At 66.3% G+C, this 16063-nt stretch carries 15 protein-coding genes; 4 read left to right on the top strand and 11 right to left on the bottom strand.

Going from position 1 to position 16063, the window contains the following annotated elements; genetic code table 11:
* Positions 1-16: 16 nt before the first annotated feature.
* The 3 genes from LXM94_RS01780 to metG are packed head-to-tail and all read right to left on the bottom strand — an operon-like array spanning position 17 to position 3342.
* Positions 17-835: an MBL fold metallo-hydrolase gene (locus LXM94_RS01780; RefSeq protein ID WP_235769433.1), complete on the bottom strand. Its 819-nt coding sequence runs from the start codon at positions 833-835 to the stop codon at positions 17-19.
* A 4-nt stretch (positions 836-839) separates the two neighbouring features.
* On the bottom strand, positions 840-1619 hold the full coding sequence (locus LXM94_RS01775; protein ID WP_235769432.1) for a TatD family hydrolase: 780 nt from the start codon (positions 1617-1619) through the stop codon (positions 840-842).
* A gap of 25 nt (positions 1620-1644) precedes the next feature.
* On the bottom strand, positions 1645-3342 hold the full coding sequence (gene metG / locus LXM94_RS01770) for a methionine--tRNA ligase (protein WP_329605577.1): 1698 nt from the start codon (positions 3340-3342) through the stop codon (positions 1645-1647).
* A 78-nt stretch (positions 3343-3420) separates the two neighbouring features.
* Between metG and LXM94_RS01765 the strand changes: the two genes are divergently transcribed.
* Positions 3421-4221: a sulfite exporter TauE/SafE family protein gene (locus LXM94_RS01765; protein ID WP_235769430.1), complete on the top strand. Its 801-nt coding sequence runs from the start codon at positions 3421-3423 to the stop codon at positions 4219-4221.
* 2 nt (positions 4222-4223) lie between these two features.
* Here LXM94_RS01765 and LXM94_RS01760 read toward each other — a convergent pair whose 3' ends face one another.
* The 4 genes from LXM94_RS01760 to LXM94_RS01745 form a co-directional block, all read right to left on the bottom strand.
* Positions 4224-5255, bottom strand: coding sequence for a DNA polymerase III subunit delta' (locus LXM94_RS01760; protein ID WP_235769429.1), 1032 nt, complete (start codon positions 5253-5255; stop codon positions 4224-4226).
* A complete protein-coding gene (tmk, locus tag LXM94_RS01755) occupies positions 5252-5944 on the bottom strand; it encodes a dTMP kinase (RefSeq protein ID WP_235769428.1) in 693 nt (230 codons plus the stop codon). Before tmk ends, LXM94_RS01760 begins: the two co-directional genes overlap by 4 nt.
* Positions 5945-6075: 131 nt before the next feature.
* Entirely contained in the window at positions 6076-7230 is a 1155-nt protein-coding gene (locus tag LXM94_RS01750; protein WP_408015573.1) for a D-alanyl-D-alanine carboxypeptidase family protein, read from the bottom strand.
* 79 nt (positions 7231-7309) lie between these two features.
* On the bottom strand, positions 7310-8293 hold the full coding sequence (locus LXM94_RS01745) for a septal ring lytic transglycosylase RlpA family protein (protein ID WP_235769480.1): 984 nt from the start codon (positions 8291-8293) through the stop codon (positions 7310-7312).
* A 350-nt stretch (positions 8294-8643) separates the two neighbouring features.
* Here LXM94_RS01745 and LXM94_RS26015 point away from each other — a divergent pair, with 350 nt between their 5' ends.
* On the top strand, positions 8644-8766 hold the full coding sequence (locus tag LXM94_RS26015) for a hypothetical protein (RefSeq protein ID WP_268964979.1): 123 nt from the start codon (positions 8644-8646) through the stop codon (positions 8764-8766).
* A 12-nt stretch (positions 8767-8778) separates the two neighbouring features.
* On the top strand, positions 8779-8919 hold the full coding sequence (locus LXM94_RS01740) for a hypothetical protein (protein ID WP_235769426.1): 141 nt from the start codon (positions 8779-8781) through the stop codon (positions 8917-8919).
* A gap of 287 nt (positions 8920-9206) precedes the next feature.
* Here the strand turns inward: LXM94_RS01740 and gyrA are convergent, their stop codons facing one another.
* The gene (gene gyrA / locus LXM94_RS01735) at positions 9207-11978 is read right to left on the bottom strand and encodes a DNA gyrase subunit A (RefSeq protein WP_235769425.1); all 2772 of its coding nucleotides are present in this window, start codon (positions 11976-11978) and stop codon (positions 9207-9209) included.
* A gap of 239 nt (positions 11979-12217) precedes the next feature.
* Here gyrA and LXM94_RS01730 point away from each other — a divergent pair, with 239 nt between their 5' ends.
* Positions 12218-12847: a MarC family protein gene (locus tag LXM94_RS01730; RefSeq protein ID WP_235769424.1), complete on the top strand. Its 630-nt coding sequence runs from the start codon at positions 12218-12220 to the stop codon at positions 12845-12847.
* A 73-nt stretch (positions 12848-12920) separates the two neighbouring features.
* On the opposite strand, the gene LXM94_RS01725 is transcribed toward LXM94_RS01730, so the two are convergent.
* The 3 genes from LXM94_RS01725 to LXM94_RS01715 form a co-directional block, all read right to left on the bottom strand.
* On the bottom strand, positions 12921-13733 hold the full coding sequence (locus tag LXM94_RS01725; protein ID WP_235769423.1) for a ferredoxin--NADP reductase: 813 nt from the start codon (positions 13731-13733) through the stop codon (positions 12921-12923).
* Positions 13734-13934: 201 nt separating this feature from the next.
* A complete protein-coding gene (locus LXM94_RS01720; RefSeq protein WP_235769422.1) occupies positions 13935-14447 on the bottom strand; it encodes a DUF934 domain-containing protein in 513 nt (170 codons plus the stop codon).
* Between the two features lie 10 nt (positions 14448-14457).
* On the bottom strand, positions 14458-16063 hold a 1606-nt coding region (locus LXM94_RS01715; RefSeq protein ID WP_235769421.1), incomplete at its 5' end, for a nitrite/sulfite reductase.

Genomic DNA, 16063 nt, shown 5'->3' with positions numbered 1-16063 from the left:
GAGAGCTTCCGTTACGTCAGGCAACGTCGACGGCGATCTCGAAAGCCATCTGGTCGTAGGCCGGCTCCACATGCTCGGGCGTCTCGCGGCGCACCGTCTCGTAGTCGAGCGGCACATGCATATGGGTCAGGATCGCGCGCTTCGGCGCCAGCCGTTCGATCCAGCCGAGCGCCTGGCCGATCGACAGGTGGCTCGAATGGAACTTGTGCTGCAGCGCATCGATGATCAGCACGTCGAGGCCGGCGAGCCTGCCGACCGTCTCGTCGGGAAAATCGCTGACGTCGCTGCAATAGGCGACATCGCCGATGCGGAAGCCGAGCGAATGGATCGAGCCGTGGATCTGGAGCAGGGGCTGGAACGCGATCGCGCCCCCTGCCCCTTCGATGACCACCGGCGCGTCGACCGGCGCGATCAGGTTCTCCGTGACGATCGGCGGATACATGCTGCCGGACGGCGTCTTCAGGCAATAGCCGAAGCCTTCGCGGATACGCTCCATGGTGAAGGAATCGGCCCAGATCGGCACCTGGCGGCGGCTGTGCAGCACGTAGCCGCGCAGGTCGTCGATGCCGTGGATGTGGTCGGCATGCGGATGGCTGTAGAAGACCGCATCGATATTCTCGACGCCGGCCGCGATCATCTGCTCGCGAAAATCCGGACCGGTGTCGATGACCACCGTGGTTCGCCCGCCGGGGCCGATCTGCTCGACGAGGAAGGCCGCGCGGCTGCGGCGGTTCTTCGGATTGGCAGGGTCGCAGGCACCCCAGTCGCCGGTGATGCGCGGCACGCCGGGTGACGAGCCGCAGCCGAGGATGGTGAAGCGCCGCCGGAACGCCAAGGCCCTAGACCCTCGGCATCTTGGAGAAGACGCGCAATGCGTTTTCGGTGGTGATCGCCGCAATCTCCCCGGGCGTGACGCCGAGCGTCTCGGCGAGCACCGCCGCGGTATGCGCCACATAGGCCGGCTCGTTGCGTTTGCCGCGGAACGGTTTCGGCGCCAGATAGGGCGCGTCGGTCTCGACCAGCATGCGCTCGGGCGGCACGGTCTTCGCGATCTGCCGCAGCTCCTCCGACTTCGGGAAGGTCAGGATGCCGGAGAAGGAGACATAGCCGCCGAGGTCGACGCCGACGCGGGCGAGGTCCGGGCCGGAGGAAAAGCAGTGGAGCAGGAAGGGGAATGCCCCCTTCCCCGTCTCCTCGGTCAGGATCGCCGCCATGTCGGCGTCCGCCGAGCGGCTGTGGATGACGAGCGGCAGGCCCGTCTGGCGCGCGGCGGCGATATGGTTGCGAAGCCCGATCGCCTGGGCGTCGCGCGGTGCGTTGTCGTAGAAATAGTCGAGCCCCGCCTCGCCGATCGCCACGACACGCGGATGTTTCGAAAGAGCGACGAGCTCGTCGACCGTGACGTCGAGCTCCTCGTCCGCATTGTGCGGGTGGGTGCCGACCGAGCAGAACACGGACGGATAGGTTTCGGCGATGGCGAGGATCGCCGGAAAGCGCTTCACCCGCGTCGAAATCGTGATCATCTGCCCGACGCCGGCCGCGTGGGCCCGTGCGACGATGGCGTCGCGCTCGGCCTCGAAGTCGGGAAAGTCCAGATGGCAGTGGGTATCGATCAGCATCCAGGGCTCCTGTCGGTCGCGTCCGTCACGCTTCCGGCGCGACGTAGCGCGGGAAGACCGGCTTGGGCGCCTCCAGCGGCGTGCCGCTGGCGAGCCGGCCGGCTGCGCCGAGCGCCGAAAACGTGCGCTTGCCGGCCGGTGCCGCCACGAGATCCAGCAGCTTGCCGGCGGAGTCCGGCATGAAGGGCTGCAGCAGGATCGCCACCTGCCGGACCACCTCGGCGGTCACATAGAGCACGGTCGCCATGCGCGCCGGGTCTGTCTTCTTCAGCGCCCAGGGCTCCTGGCCGGCGAAGTAGCGGTCGCCCTCGGAAACGACGGCAATGATCGCCGCGAGCGCCTTGTGGATCTGCTGGCGGTTCATCTCCTCGCGGCAGATCGCGGCAAGGCCATCGGCGGCCGACAGCATCGCCGCGTCCGCTTCGCTCAGGTCACCGCAGAGAGGGATCTGCCCGTCGCAGTTCTTGACGATCATCGACAGCGAGCGGCTGGCGAGGTTGCCGATGCCGTTGGCGAGGTCCGAATTGATTCGGGTCGCGATCCCCTCCTCGCTGTAGCTGCCGTCCTGGCCGAAGGAAACCTCGCGCAGGAAGAAATAGCGGATCTGGTCGAGGCCGAAATGCGCGACGAGGTTCACCGGATCGACGACGTTGCCGAGCGACTTCGACATCTTCTCGCCCTTGTTGAGCAGGAAGCCGTGGGCGAAGACGCGTTTTGGCAGCGGCAGGCCGGCCGACATCAGGAAGGCAGGCCAGTAGACCGCGTGGAAGCGGATGATGTCCTTGCCGATGATGTGGAGGTTCGCCGGCCAGTATTTCGCGCGCGGACCCTGCGGGCCGTCGAGATAGCCCGTCGCGGTGATGTAGTTCGTCAGCGCGTCGACCCAGACATACATGACATGCGTCGGGTCGTTCGGCACCTTGATGCCCCAGTCGAAGGTGGTGCGCGAGATCGACAGGTCCTTGAGGCCGGATTTGACGAAGGAGATCACCTCGTTGCGGCGCTCCGCCGGACCGATAAAGTCCGGATTGTCCTCGTAGTGCCTGAGGAGCTTGTCCTGATAGGCCGAAAGCCGGAAGAAGTAGCTCTGCTCCTCGACCCATTCGACGGGCGTGCCCTGCGGCCCGTAGCGCACGCCATCGGCGCGCAGCTCCGTCTCGCCCTCCTGGTAATAGGCCTCGTCGCGCACCGAATACCAGCCGGCATAGCTGTCCTTGTAGACGTCGCCATTGTCGGCCATCCGGTTCCAGATCGCCTTGCAGGCCTCGTGGTGGCGCGGTTCGGTGGTGCGGATGAAGTCGTCGTTGGAGGCATTCAGCAGCACGGCCATCTGGCGGAACTCGGCGGAGTTGCGGTCGGCGAGTTCCTGGGCGGTGATGCCTTCGCTGCGCGCCGTCTGCTGCATCTTCTGGCCGTGCTCGTCGGTGCCCGTCAGGAAGAACACGTCCCGCCCGTCGAGCCGCTGGAAACGCGCCATCGCATCCGTCGCCATCAGCTCGTAGGCGTGGCCGATATGCGGCTTGCCGTTCGGGTAGGAGATGGCGGTCGTGATGTAGAAAGGCGATGTGTCGGTCATGGAGGGCGTCGGCCTGTTTTCTCGGAATATCGTGCCGCTCTTAGCCCATGCGAGGCGGCAGGGAAACAGCAAGTTTTTCCACCGGGCCGCGAAGGCGCCCCGCAGCGTGAACGCCAAGCCTGGCGTCGGCCAACTTGACTCCGGCACGGTGCGCGCGATAACCAATCACAAATGACGACCCCGCGACTAGGGTATGCGGCGGTCGGACCGAAAGGAAACGCACGCTTGGACCCGCTCAGTTCGTTCGATCCGCTCTTTTCCGTGTCCGGCTTTTTCGTGGGACTTCTGGTGGGAGTGACGGGCGTCGGCGGCGGGTCGCTGATGACGCCGCTGCTCGTGCTGCTCTTCGGCGTCCACCCGGTCACGGCGGTCGGCACCGATCTTCTCTACGCCGCCATCACCAAGACCGCGGGGACGGCCGTGCACGGCCGCAACAAGACGGTCAACTGGCGTGTCGTCCTTCTGCTGATGGCCGGCAGCCTGCCCGCCGCCGCGCTGACGCTCTGGCTGATGTCGGGCATCGACCGGCGCAGCATCGATGCGGTGCACACGGTGACCGTGCTTCTCGGCTACATGCTGATCCTGACGGCCGTTCTGCTCATCTTCCGCCGCCGCATCGTCGAGTGGATGCGCCATCGGCTGCGCGACCGCAAGCCGGTCGAACCGTCCACCGTCGCCACGCTGACCGTCATGCTCGGCCTGCTGCTCGGCACGCTGGTGACGCTCACCTCGGTCGGCGCGGGCGCGCTCGGCGTGACGGTGCTGCTCGCGCTCTACCCCTCGCTCCATATCCGCGACATCGTCGGCTCCGACATCGTGCACGCGGTGCCGCTGACGCTCGTCGGCGGGCTCGGCTACTGGATGATCGGCGAAGTGGACTGGATGATGCTGACGAGCCTGCTCGTCGGCTCCGTTCCGGGCATCATGCTCGGCAGCCATTTCGCGCCGCGGCTGCCGGACCGCATCATCGGCTCGCTGCTTGCCGTGACGCTGGCGCTGGTCGGCAGCAAGCTCGCCTTCTCCTGAGCTCACCGGCAGCCGGCGGCGATGCCGTCGATCAGGGAGAGCACCGTCTGCTTGCGGTCGAGATTGTAGGCGCGCGCCGTGGCGATCGTCTCGCCGATGTCGGACGACAGCCGGGCCATGCGCTCGGCCGCCACGATGTCGCCGGCCTTGGCCGCCTCCCGCGCCCGCGCCATGACATAGCCGCCGGCCTGGCTGCAGAAGAAGTCGAACACGGTATCGCTGTCCTTCGCGGAGAGCGCGTCGGCGAGCCGGTGCACCTCCTTGCGCGCCACACCCTTGCCGCCGACGGCCGCGCCGAAGACCTCCAGGATGTCGAAGCCGCCGTAGTTGACGAGCTTCAGCGCCTCCGAGGCGCTGCCGCCGGCCGCCGCAAGCACCGCCTGGCGGCTTGCCTCCGGCAGGGCGACGCCCAGCGAACCGAGAACGGCTGAGAGATCGTCGGGCGACAGCGGCGACAGCGAGAGCGGCATGCATCGCGAGCGGATCGTCGGCAGCAGCTTGCCGGGCGCGTGGGTCAGCACGAGGAACAGCGAACGCCGCGGCGGTTCCTCCAGCATCTTGAGGATGGCGTTCGCCGCATTGCGGTTGAGGTCGTCCGCCGGATCGACGATGACGATGCGCCAGTTGCCGGTGCCGGACGTCTGCGCAAAGAATTTTCCCGCCCGGCGCACCTCGTCGATGGTGATCGCCGCCTTGGCGCGGCCGGTCTTCTCGTCGACGGGCCGCGACAGGTGCAGCAGGTTGTGCGAGGCGCCGGACAGGATCTGCCGGCTGACGGCGCTTGCCGGGTCGGGATCCGCCATCTCCGCCGGCGCGGCCAGCGGATCCGGGTGGCTGAGCACGTGGTTGGCGAAACGGAAGGCGAGCGTCGCCTTGCCGATGCCTTCCGGCCCCTCGATGAGGATCGCATGATGGCCCTTGCCGGAGCGGTAGGACGTGGCGAGAAAGGTTTCGGCGGCCGCATGGCCGAAGAGGCGCGTCTGCGCCCCCGGCGGCACCGCGCCGTCCAGCACGCCGGGCGCATCGTCGCTCACGACGCCGTCTCCCGGCCCCGGGCTGCGCCATGTGCGACGATCGGCAGCAGCGGCTCCACGATCGCGAGGATCTCCGCGGCGACGGCGTCCTCGCCGGCGGCGGCATCGACCACACGGCAGCGCAGCGGCTCGCGCGCGGCAATGTCGAGGAAGGCCTCGCGCCGCTTCTCGTGGGTGTCCAGTTCCTCCTTCTCGAAGCGGTCCGGATCCTGCTTGGTCTCCGCCTGCGTGGCGCGCCTGCGGGCGCGCTCCAGGCCGTCCTTGGCGGGCAGGTCGAGGATCACCGTGCAGTCCGGCACGACGCCGTTGATCGCCACGCGCTCGAGCGCCGCGATGAAATCGGGCTCCAGGTTGCCGGTGACGCCCTGGTAGACGCGCGAGGAGTCCATGAAGCGGTCACAGAGCACGACCGCGCCCCTCTCGAGCGCCGGGCGGATCACCTGCTCCACATGGTCGCTGCGGGCGGCGGCGAACAACAGGGCCTCCATGCGGACACCGAAGGTCTCCGCAGCGCCCGAAAGAATAACGTGGCGGACGGCTTCGGCCCCGGGCGAGCCGCCCGGCTCGCGCGTGGTCAGCACGGTAAGGCCGCGGGCGCGCAACACCTCGGCAAGCCGCCGGATCTGGGTGGACTTGCCCGCGCCCTCGCCGCCTTCGAACGTGATGAACAATCCGGTTGAGCCAGACAAACGCAATTTCCGCTTCGGGCCGGCTCTCGGCCGGCATGCCAATCAGGTCCAGCGCCCTGGACGAGTCCCCCTTTACTAGCGCAACTCCACGGACCTTGAAACCTCGCGATGTCGGGAATTGCGCGCCGTGTTCAGAGCCAGAAGAAGAAGAGTTCCTGGAGTGCGTCGAGCGCCCGGCCCTTCAGCGTGCCGACGTCGACGGCAGCGGCCGTCTCGAGCGGCACTTCGCGCAGCAGCCGCTCGCCGTTCCAGATTCTCAGCGTTCCCATCGGCAGGCCGGGCTTGACCGGTGCGCGGATCGGCCAGGTGTAGACGACGCGCGCGCTCAGCCGCTCGCCGTTATCGACAGGCAGGAACACGTCAACCTTCTCCGGCGTCATCAGCGGCACATGCGAGACATCCCCGCCATAGACGCTCGCCTCGGCAATCGTCTCGCCCGCCGCAAAGAGCGTCCGGCGCTCGAAGGCGGTCATCGCCCAGTCGATCACGCGCCGCGCCTCCTCGATGCGCGCCTTGTCGGTTTCCAGGCCGCCCATCGCGAGGTAGAGCCGACGCCCGTCGCGATTGACCGACGAGACGAGTCCGAAGCCGTAACCGTCCGCATAGCCCATGCCGAGCCCGTCCACGCCGATCTTCATGGCGACCAGCGGGTTCTTGTTGCGCTGGAGGATGCGGTTCCATTCGAATTCCGGTTCGGAATAACGGGCATAGAGGGCGGGGAACGTGTCGTGCAGGTAGCGGGCGAGGTGCACGAGTTCGCGCATCGTCACCCGGTTGCCGGGATCCGGCAGCCCGGTGGCGTTGGCGAAGGTCGAGACCGTGAGGCCGATCCGGCGCGCTTCCGCGTTCATGCGCCCGGCAAAGGCCGCCTCGCTGCCGGCAAGCCCTTCCGCCAGGATGATGCAGCCGTCGTTGGCATTCTGGATCATCACGCCGCGCAGCAGGTCGTCGATCCGGATGCTCGATTTCAGCGCCGCGAACATCGTCGCCGTACCGGACGGCGCGCCGCCGGTCCGCCAGGCGTGTTCGGAAACGGTGTAGGTGGTGTCGAGGCTGATCTCGCCGGCCGAAATGGCCCGGAAGACGACGGCGACCGTCATCAGTTTGGCCAGCGACGCCGCCGGCACGGGCTCGTCCTCGCCCCGCGCATAGAGCACGGTTCCCGTCTCGGCCTCCACGAGATAGATCTGCCTCGCCTTGGTCTCGAAGCCTGCCTCCTCCTGTGCCGCGGCGATCTGCGGCAGCAGCAGGACAACCAGAAACAGGCGGAACAGGCAACGGACCATGGCGAATCCCTTCGGGGCCTCCAAGGTCTTACAACCCGTGCGGCCCGGCAAGGTCGTCATGCGAGGTTTCCGTGGATGTTCAGCCGGCGCTGCCGGACAATCCGGAAAGCGGCGTCAGCGAGCCGTCGAGATGAAGGATCGCGTCGAAGGCGCCGGCCGCGTCGCGCACGCGCGTATCGGCATAGGCTGCCGCATAGCTGACGCCCTCGCCCGGCACCAGCATGTCGACCGGCCGTTCAGCCGGCAACGGGCCGATTTCCGGCAGCAGAACGAACTGTTCCAGGGCCTGGAACGCGGCGGTGGCCGGCTTGTTTTCGGCAAGCGCGGTCATCGTGGCGCTCTCGCCGGTCGCCTGCGGCTGCGAAACGGGATCGACGCCCGGCAGGCCGACGCCCGGATCCGCCGACGCGACCATCACGCCGGTCGCGATCTGACCGCCGGGATCGACGGCCGGCACGCGCGAGCCCTTCGTGACATAGGACGCCATCAGATAGGGCATGTCGTGGCCGTCCATGCGGGCGGGGCCGACATATTGCACGCGCACCTTCGCAGTGCCGCTGCGCTTCATGTCGAGGAGATCGGCGGTCTTGGAGGAGACGTCGATCAGGCGGCCATGCGAAAAGGGGCCGCGATCGTTGACGCGGACCATCACCGACGTGCCGTTCTCGAGATTGGTCACCCGGGCATAGCTCGGCAGCGGAAAGGTCGGATGCGCGGCGGAGAGATGGTATTTGTCGTAGACCTCGCCGTTCGCCGTGCGGCGGCCGTGGAAGGCCGACCCGTACCAGGACGCCATGCCGGTCTTGTCGTAACCCGGCTCCTCCTTCGGCTGATACCACCTGCCCTTGACCTTGTAGGGCTTGCCGACCTGGAAGCGCCCGCCGCCCTTCGGCACGGGCTTGCCGTCCTCGACGACACGGGCACTCGCCTTCACGCCATATTCGGATTCGGAGAAATATTCCTTGCTGCGTTCGGCCTTCTTCTTCGGCCCGCTCGTCGTCGAGCAGGCCGCCAGGCCGACACAGACCATCGGTATGGCAATCAATCGCAGGCCAAGCCCCATGGAGGCCGCGTTGAGACGAATTCCCCGAGATGTCACGCCACTTCTGTCCCCGATAGCGGAAGCGTGCCCCAATCACGCAGCCGTTCACGCAATATAACCGCCCGTTAAACATGACATCAAGATGGCGAAATTGCGATCCGGCGGCCGCCACCAAGCTACAAAGCGACAAACATGGTTTACAAACCGTTTCATTTCGCCGCCTGCGCGATGAACGCCGGCTGAACGGCGCGTTCAAGGTCGTTTCAGCGCAGGCCGTGTAGCTTTCCCCGAAATGGAACAAAGAGACGGCCCGCGCATTAACAGCGCAACTCAATCGGGTACTGCGTTTCCTTGAACGGAAAGGAATACAAATGGCACTCGCTTTCCTCTGCCTGACGATGTTCGTCCTGCTGACTGTCGCCACGCTGAACGCCGTGCGTTCGGAACACTCCGTCCCTGCAAGCCTTGCCGAGCGCGGCAAGTGGATTCGCTGAGGAGGCTGCCGGATGTTCGCAATGCTCGCCTTCTCCGGCACGCTGATCGCCGTCACCTTCACCTATGATTTCGTCAGGACCATCATCGAACTGCGCGAGGAACGCGTCGCGATGAAGGCCGTGAAACGGGAAGCAGGCGGCTTCGGCGTCTAGCGCCCCCTTGCCGCCGCGTGCGGGTGGTGCGTCCTCCGACCGCCTGCCATACCGAGCCGGACGGGTCCGCCAACCCGTCCGGCTTCGCGTTTGCGCATTTGCGCGGAAACGGTTCCGGAATCGGAAAGGCCGGGCTGTGTCGGCCCGGCCCTCCGGGTGGGCCGCCTGTCAGTCACCGGCAGTGTCGCAATCCTCGAGCGATGCCAAGGCATCGCTCTGCGGTATGCTCCTCGCCGGACGACCGCAGTCGATCCCACGCAATCGCTCAATGTCAGGGCAGGTTGGTATCAGCCTTCCGGCGTGCCCGGTTCGTCCGGCGCAGCGTCGCCGCCGTCGGTCTGCACCTCCTCGTCGCCCTCCGGCTCCGTGATTCGCTCGACCGAGACCACCTTCTCGTCCTTTGCAGTCGAGAAGATCGTCACGCCCTTGGTGGCGCGGCTCGCGATGCGGATGCCGTCGACCGGCACGCGGATCAACTGGCCGCCGTCGGAGACGAGCATGATCTGGTCGCTGTCCTCGACGGGGAAGGCCGCGACCTGCTCGCCGATCTCGCCGGTCTTCGACGTATCGGTGGCGCGGATGCCCTTGCCGCCGCGGCCTGAGGTGCGGAAGTCGTAGGAGGACGAGCGCTTGCCGAAGCCCTTTTCCGAGACGGTGAGCACGAACTGCTCGCGCGCCTTCAGCTCCTGGTAGCGCTCTTCCGCCAGTTCGCCGACATCGCCGACCTCCTCGCCGACAAGCGCGATCTCGTCCTCGTCGACGCCGATTGCGCGGCGTTCGGCGGCCGAGCGCTTGAGATAGGCGGCCCGTTCCCACGGTTCGGCCTCGACATGCCCGACGATCGACATCGAGATGATCCGGTCGCCGGCGCCGAGCGAGATGCCGCGCACGCCGACCGAATTGCGGCCGGCGAAGACGCGCACGTCATCGACCGGGAAGCGGATGCACTGGCCGAGCGCGGTCGTCAGAAGCACGTCGTCGCGCTCCGTGCAGGTCTCGACGTTGAGGATTTCGTCGCCCTCCTCCTCGAGCTTCATGGCGATCTTGCCGTTGCGGTTGACCTGGACGAAGTCGGAGAGCTTGTTGCGCCGGACGGTGCCGCGGGTCGTCGCGAACATCACGTCGAGGTTTTCCCAGCTCGCCTCGTCCTCGGGCAGCGGCATGATCGTCGTGATGCGTTCGCCGGACTCGATCGGCAGCATGTTGATCAGCGCCTTGCCCTTCGACTGCGGCGTGCCGATCGGCAGGCGCCAGACCTTTTCCTTGTAGACGATGCCGCGCGAGGAGAAGAACAGCACCGGCGTATGGGTGTTCGCCACGAAGAGGCGTGTCACGAAATCCTCGTCGCGCGTCGCCATGCCGGAGCGGCCCTTGCCGCCGCGGCGCTGGGCGCGGTAGGTCGCAAGCGGCACGCGCTTGACGTAGCCGGCATGCGAGACGGTGACGACCATGTCCTCGCGGGCGATCAGGTCCTCGTCCTCCATGTCCGGGCCGCCCTCGATGATCTCGGTGCGGCGCGGCGTGCCGAACTCGTCGCGCACGGCGGTCAGTTCGTCCTTGACGATCGTCATGATGCGCAGACGCGACGACAGGATGTCGAGATAGTCCTTGATCTCCTCGCCGATCTTGTTCAGCTCGTCGCCGATCTCGTCGCGGCCGAGCGCCGTCAGGCGGGCGAGCCGCAGCTCGAGGATGGCACGGGCCTGCTCCTCGGACAGGTTGTAGGTGAGGTCCTCGTTGATCCGGTGGCGCGGATCGTCGATGAGGCGGATCAGCGCCTCGACGTCCTGTGCCGGCCAGCGCCGGGTCATCAATTGCTCGCGCGCCGTCTGCGGATCGGGCGCATTGCGGATCAGCGCGATGATCTCGTCGATATTGGCGACGGCAATCGCGAGGCCGACCAACACGTGGGCACGCTCGCGCGCCTTGCGCAGGAGGTATTTCGTACGCCGGCTAACCACTTCCTCGCGGAACGCAACGAAGGCGCGCAGCATGTCGAGCAGCGTCATCTGCTCCGGCTTGCCGCCGTTCAGCGCCACCATGTTGCAGCCGAAGGAGGTCTGCAGCGGCGTGTAGCGATAGAGCTGGTTGAGAATCACCTCGGCATTGGCGTCGCGCTTGAGTTCGATGACGACGCGATAGCCGTCGCGGTCGGACTCGTCGCGGAGATCCGAGATGCCCTCGATGCGCTTCTCGCGCACCAGCTCGGCCATCTTCTCGATCATCGTCGCCTTGTTCACCTGGTAGGGAATTTCGGTGATGATGATCTGCTCGCGGTCGCCGCGCATCGGTTCGACGCGCGCGACGCCGCGCATGATGACCGAGCCGCGGCCCGTCTCGTAGGCCTGCCGGATGCCGGCGCGGCCGAGGATCAGCGCGCCCGTCGGGAAATCCGGCCCCGGAATGATCTGCATCAGGTCGAGCAGCTCGATCGCCGGATTGTCGATGAGCGCGACGCAGCCGTTGATGACCTCGGAGAGATTGTGCGGCGGGATGTTCGTCGCCATGCCGACGGCGATGCCGCCCGCGCCGTTGACGAGCAGGTTCGGGAACTTCGCCGGCACGACGACGGGTTCGGAAAGCGTGCCGTCGTAGTTGTCGCGGAAATCGACCGTTTCCTTGTCGAGGTCGTCGAGCAGCGAATGCGCGGCCTTTTCGAGGCGGCACTCGGTGTAGCGTTCGGCCGCCGGCGGATCGCCGTCGACGGAGCCGAAATTGCCCTGGCCGTCGATCAGCGGCAGGCGGAGCGACCAGTCCTGCGCCATGCGGGCAAGCGCGTCGTAGATCGCCAGGTTGCCGTGCGGATGGTATTTACCCATCACGTCACCGGTGACGCGGGCGCACTTGACGTATTTCTTGTTCCAGTCGATGCCGAGCTCGTTCATCCCGTAGAGGATGCGCCGGTGCACGGGCTTCAGGCCGTCGCGCACGTCCGGAAGGGCGCGCGACACGATCACGCTCATGGCGTAATCGAGATAGGACCGCTGCATTTCCTCGATGATGGAAATCGGCTCAATGCCGGGAGGGGTCTTGCCGCCGGGTGTCGCTTGTTCTGTCAATTTCGATCACGATCTTCGTTCAGAATCAGTTGCAAATTTATAGCCTACCGCCGGTTCCGGCGCCAATTTTGCGGCAGGTTTTGAACAGGCTTTTGCACGGAAAATCCGAGGATTGGCGCATTTCCATCGCAAATTGCTGAAATGACGGCCGCGCGCCTTTTCAGCCCGCCCTCCCTCGCCTAACAATGCGGCAAGGGAACGGCGGCGCATGCCGCCGGAAGGTCGCGAGGGGCGCCCAGATGTTCGATCTCGATCTCGTGGTGAACGCCGTCACGACGCTGCTGGTGACGATCGACCCGCCGGGGCTGGCACCGCTCTTCCTGGGTCTCACGGCCGGCATGGACCGCGGCCAGCGCAAGCAGGTGGCGTTGCGCGGCTCGATCATCGCCTTCTTCATCCTCGCCGTGTTCGCGCTCACCGGCGCCGGCGTGCTGGCGCTGCTCGGCATTTCGATCGGCGCCTTCCGCATCGCCGGCGGCCTGCTGCTTTTCTGGATCGCCTTCGAGATGATCTTCGAGCGCCGGCAGGAGCGGAAGGAAAAGACGAGCGAGACGGCGATCACCAGGGACCATATCCACAACATCGCCGTCTTTCCGCTTGCCCTGCCGCTGATCGCCGGGCCCGGCGCGATCTCGGCGACCATCCTTTTGTCCGGCTCCTTCCCGACGCCGGTCGAGCGTGGCGGGCTCATCCTCGTCCTCGCCTTCTGCCTGGCGCTGCTCTATCTGTCGCTCGTCGTGGCGGAGCGGATCGACCGCTTCCTCGGCATGACCGGCCGGGCGATCCTGACGCGGCTGCTCGGCGTCATCCTCGCCGCACTGGCTGTCCAGTTCGTCGTGGACGGCGTCAAATCGGCCTTCGCCGGCTGACGGCAGCGCCTCGAAACGACGAAAGGCGGCGCCGGCAGGCACCGCCCTTCCCTTTTGCGAACGGATCGCACGCTCAGTCGACGAAGGCCCGCTCGATGACGAACTCGCCGGGCTTGTTGTTGGCGCCCTCGGTCAGGCCGGCCTGCTCGAGCAGCGCCTTGGTCTCCTTGAGCATGGCGGACGAGCCGCAGATCATGGCGCGGTCGATTGCCGGATCGAAATGCGGCACGCCGAGATCGGCGAACATCTTGCCGTTGACGATGAGGTCGGTGATGCGGCCCGTGAAGGCATAATCCTCGCGCGTCACCGTCGCATAGTGGCGCAGCTTGCCGCCGACCATCTCCGACAGCATCTCGTCGTTCCTGATTTCCTCGACGAGGTCGAAGCCGTATTTCAGCTCGGCGACCTCGCGGCAGGTATGGGTGAGGATGACCTCGTCGAACTTCTCGTAGGTCTCCGGGTCGCGGATGAGGCTTGCGAAGGGCGCGATGCCGGTACCGGTCGAGAACATGTAGAGCCGCTTGCCGGGCGTCAGCGCGTCGAGCACGAGCGTGCCCGTCGGCTTCTTGCGCATCAGCACCTGGTCGCCGGGCTTGATCTGCTGCAGGTGGGAGGTCAGCGGACCGTCCGGCACCTTGATCGAGAAGAACTCCAGTTCCTCGTCCCAGGCCGGGCTGGCGATCGAATAGGCGCGATAGACCGGCTTGTCGCCGACCATCAGGCCGATCATGGCGAATTCGCCGGAGCGGAAGCGGAAGCTGTCCGGACGCGTCATGCGGAACCGGAACAGCCGGTCCGTATAGTGCTCGACCTTCGTCACCGTCTCGGCGAAGACGCCGGCCGGCACGGTCGCTACGAAATCCTCGGTCTTTGCAGGCGCATTCATGCTCGATCGATCCTGATACCAGTCGAAAAATCTGACGATAGGCTGATATTACATGTGGAGGCGCAAAGGAAGGTATCCGGTTCCAATGCGTCGACGGGTCGCGCAAATTGCGTTTTCTTTGCCCCTGCAGCATCCGGCAGGCGCGGGCGCCGTCCTTGATCCTGCTCAAGCATAGGCGTCCAATGCGGTTTTTCGGCGGCCTCAGGCGGCGGGCTTGGCCACCCGCCGCCAGCTGTAGGACTTCGGGTCCCCGGCGGGTTTTGCCGCCGGCTGGTAGTGGTTCGAAATGCCCGGCAGGCGGTTTTCCGCAAGCCGTTTCAGCGCCGTCGCATTGGTGACGGCAAAACTGTCGATGCCGCAGCGGAGCATCAGCGGGATCTGGTCGATCAGCACGTCGCCGACCGCCCTCACCTCGCCCCCATAGCCGAGCCGCGCGCGCAAAAGCGACGCATGGCTGAAGGCGCGCCCGTCGTTGAAGGCCGGGAAGGCCACGGCGACCAGCGCGATCCGGTCGAGACAGTGTTCGAGCCGGCGCACGTCGTCGGCGGGGTTGATCAGCACGCCGAGCCCGGTCTCGTCCGTCTCCGCGACTTTCGCAAGGAAGGCGTCGAGGCCGAGGATCGCCTTCTCGTTGGATCCCGCCTGCACCTCGTCGGTCTCGATCACCCACGGATCGTCGGTCACGAAGCCGGTTTCTCGCCAGATTTTCGTCATCGCCGTCTCCTTAGGCCGCTTCGGCCGCGCTGCCGTAGAGCGCATCCTTGAAGGGCTGCGGTCCGACGCGGCGATAGGCCGTGAGGAAGGTTTCCGAGGGATCGAGGCGCAGGCCGAGATAGGTGTCGACGATCACCTCGATCGCATCCGTCACCTTCTCCGGCTCGAAGCCGCGGCCGATGATCTCGCCGATCGACGTGTTCTCGTCGCCGGAACCGCCGAGCGTGATCTGGTAGAGTTCGGTGCCCTTCTTCTCGACGCCGAGCAGACCGATATGGCCGACATGGTGGTGGCCGCAGGCGTTGATGCAGCCGGAGATCTTGATCTTCAGCTCGCCGATCTCGGCCTGCCGTTCGGGCGCACCGAAGCGCGTGGAGATTTCCTGCGCCACCGGAATGGAGCGGGCATTCGCCAGGGCGCAGTAGTCGAGCCCGGGACAGGCAATGATGTCCGTGATGAGGCCGGCATTGGCCGTCGCGAGGCCCGCCTCGACGAGGCCGCGATAGAGCGGCTCGAGGTCGGCGAGCGCCACATGCGGCAGCACGAGGTTCTGCTCGTGGCTGACGCGGATCTCGTCGAAGGCATACTGCTCGGCGAGGTCGGCGACGACTTCCATCTGGTGGTCGGTCGCGTCGCCCGGAATGCCGCCGATCGGCTTCAGCGAGATCGTCACCATGCCGTAGTCGGGGTGCTTGTGCGGCTGGACGTTCTGGTGGACCCAGCGGGCGAAATCCGCGTCCGCCTTCTTCCAGCGGGCGAGGCTCTCCCAGCCCTCGGCGCGGGCCGCCAGCGCCGGCGGCGCGAAATAGGCGGCGATGGCGGCGATGTCGGTTTCCGGAAGCTTCAGCTCGGTGTTCTTCAGCTCGGCGAACTCGACATCGACCTGGCGGGCCAGTTCCTCCGCGCCCGTCTCGTGGACGAGGATCTTGATGCGCGCCTTGTACTTGTTGTCGCGGCGGCCGTGCAGGTTGTACACGCGCATGATCGCGGTCGTGTAGGACAGCAGGTCCTCTTCCGGCAGGAAGTCGCGGATCTTCTTGGCGACCATCGGGGTGCGCCCCTGCCCGCCGCCGACATAGACGGCGAAGCCGATCTCGCCCTTCTCGTTCTTCTTCAGGTGCAGGCCGATGTCGTGCACCTGGATCGCCGCCCGGTCGCGTTCGGCCCCGGTCACCGCGATCTTGAACTTGCGCGGCAGGAAGGAGAATTCCGGATGCACGGACGACCACTGGCGCAGGATTTCCGCGTAAGGCCGCGGATCGGCCACCTCGTCGGCGGCAGCGCCCGCGAAATGGTCCGCCGTCACGTTGCGGATGCAGTTGCCGGAGGTCTGGATCGCATGCATCTCGACCGAGGCGAGGTCGGCAAGCGCATCCGGCATTTCCGAAAGCTTCGGCCAGTTGAACTGGATGTTCTGGCGCGTCGTGAAGTGGCCGTAGCCGCGATCGTACTTGCGCGCCACATGGGCGAGCATGCGCAACTGGCGGCCGTTCAGCGTGCCGTAGGGAACGGCGATGCGCAGCATATAGGCGTGAAGCTGCAGATAGACGCCGTTCATCAGCCGGAGCGGCTTGAAGGCGTCCTCCGAGAGCTCGCCCGAAAGCCGGCGGCCGACC

Source organism: Rhizobium alarense, assembly GCF_021555155.1.
GTDB lineage: Bacteria > Pseudomonadota > Alphaproteobacteria > Rhizobiales > Rhizobiaceae > Rhizobium_D > Rhizobium_D alarense.
Note: the sequence above shows the minus strand (reverse complement) of the source record. Positions and strands in the feature narration are given on the sequence as shown.

Excerpts from the sequence above, each read along its gene's own strand:
- LXM94_RS01775 (WP_235769432.1), bottom strand. The coding sequence starts at position 1,619 with ATGCTGATCGATACCCACTGCCATCTGGACTTTCCCGACTTCGAGGCC.
- LXM94_RS01750 (WP_408015573.1), bottom strand. The coding sequence starts at position 7,230 with ATGGTCCGTTGCCTGTTCCGCCTGTTTCTGGTTGTCCTGCTGCTGCCG.
- LXM94_RS01745 (WP_235769480.1), bottom strand. The coding sequence starts at position 8,293 with ATGGGGCTTGGCCTGCGATTGATTGCCATACCGATGGTCTGTGTCGGC.
- LXM94_RS26015 (WP_268964979.1), top strand. The coding sequence starts at position 8,644 with ATGGCACTCGCTTTCCTCTGCCTGACGATGTTCGTCCTGCTGACTGTC.
- LXM94_RS01740 (WP_235769426.1), top strand. The coding sequence starts at position 8,779 with ATGTTCGCAATGCTCGCCTTCTCCGGCACGCTGATCGCCGTCACCTTC.
- LXM94_RS01730 (WP_235769424.1), top strand. The coding sequence starts at position 12,218 with ATGTTCGATCTCGATCTCGTGGTGAACGCCGTCACGACGCTGCTGGTG.
- LXM94_RS01725 (WP_235769423.1), bottom strand. The coding sequence starts at position 13,733 with ATGAATGCGCCTGCAAAGACCGAGGATTTCGTAGCGACCGTGCCGGCC.
- LXM94_RS01720 (WP_235769422.1), bottom strand. The coding sequence starts at position 14,447 with ATGACGAAAATCTGGCGAGAAACCGGCTTCGTGACCGACGATCCGTGG.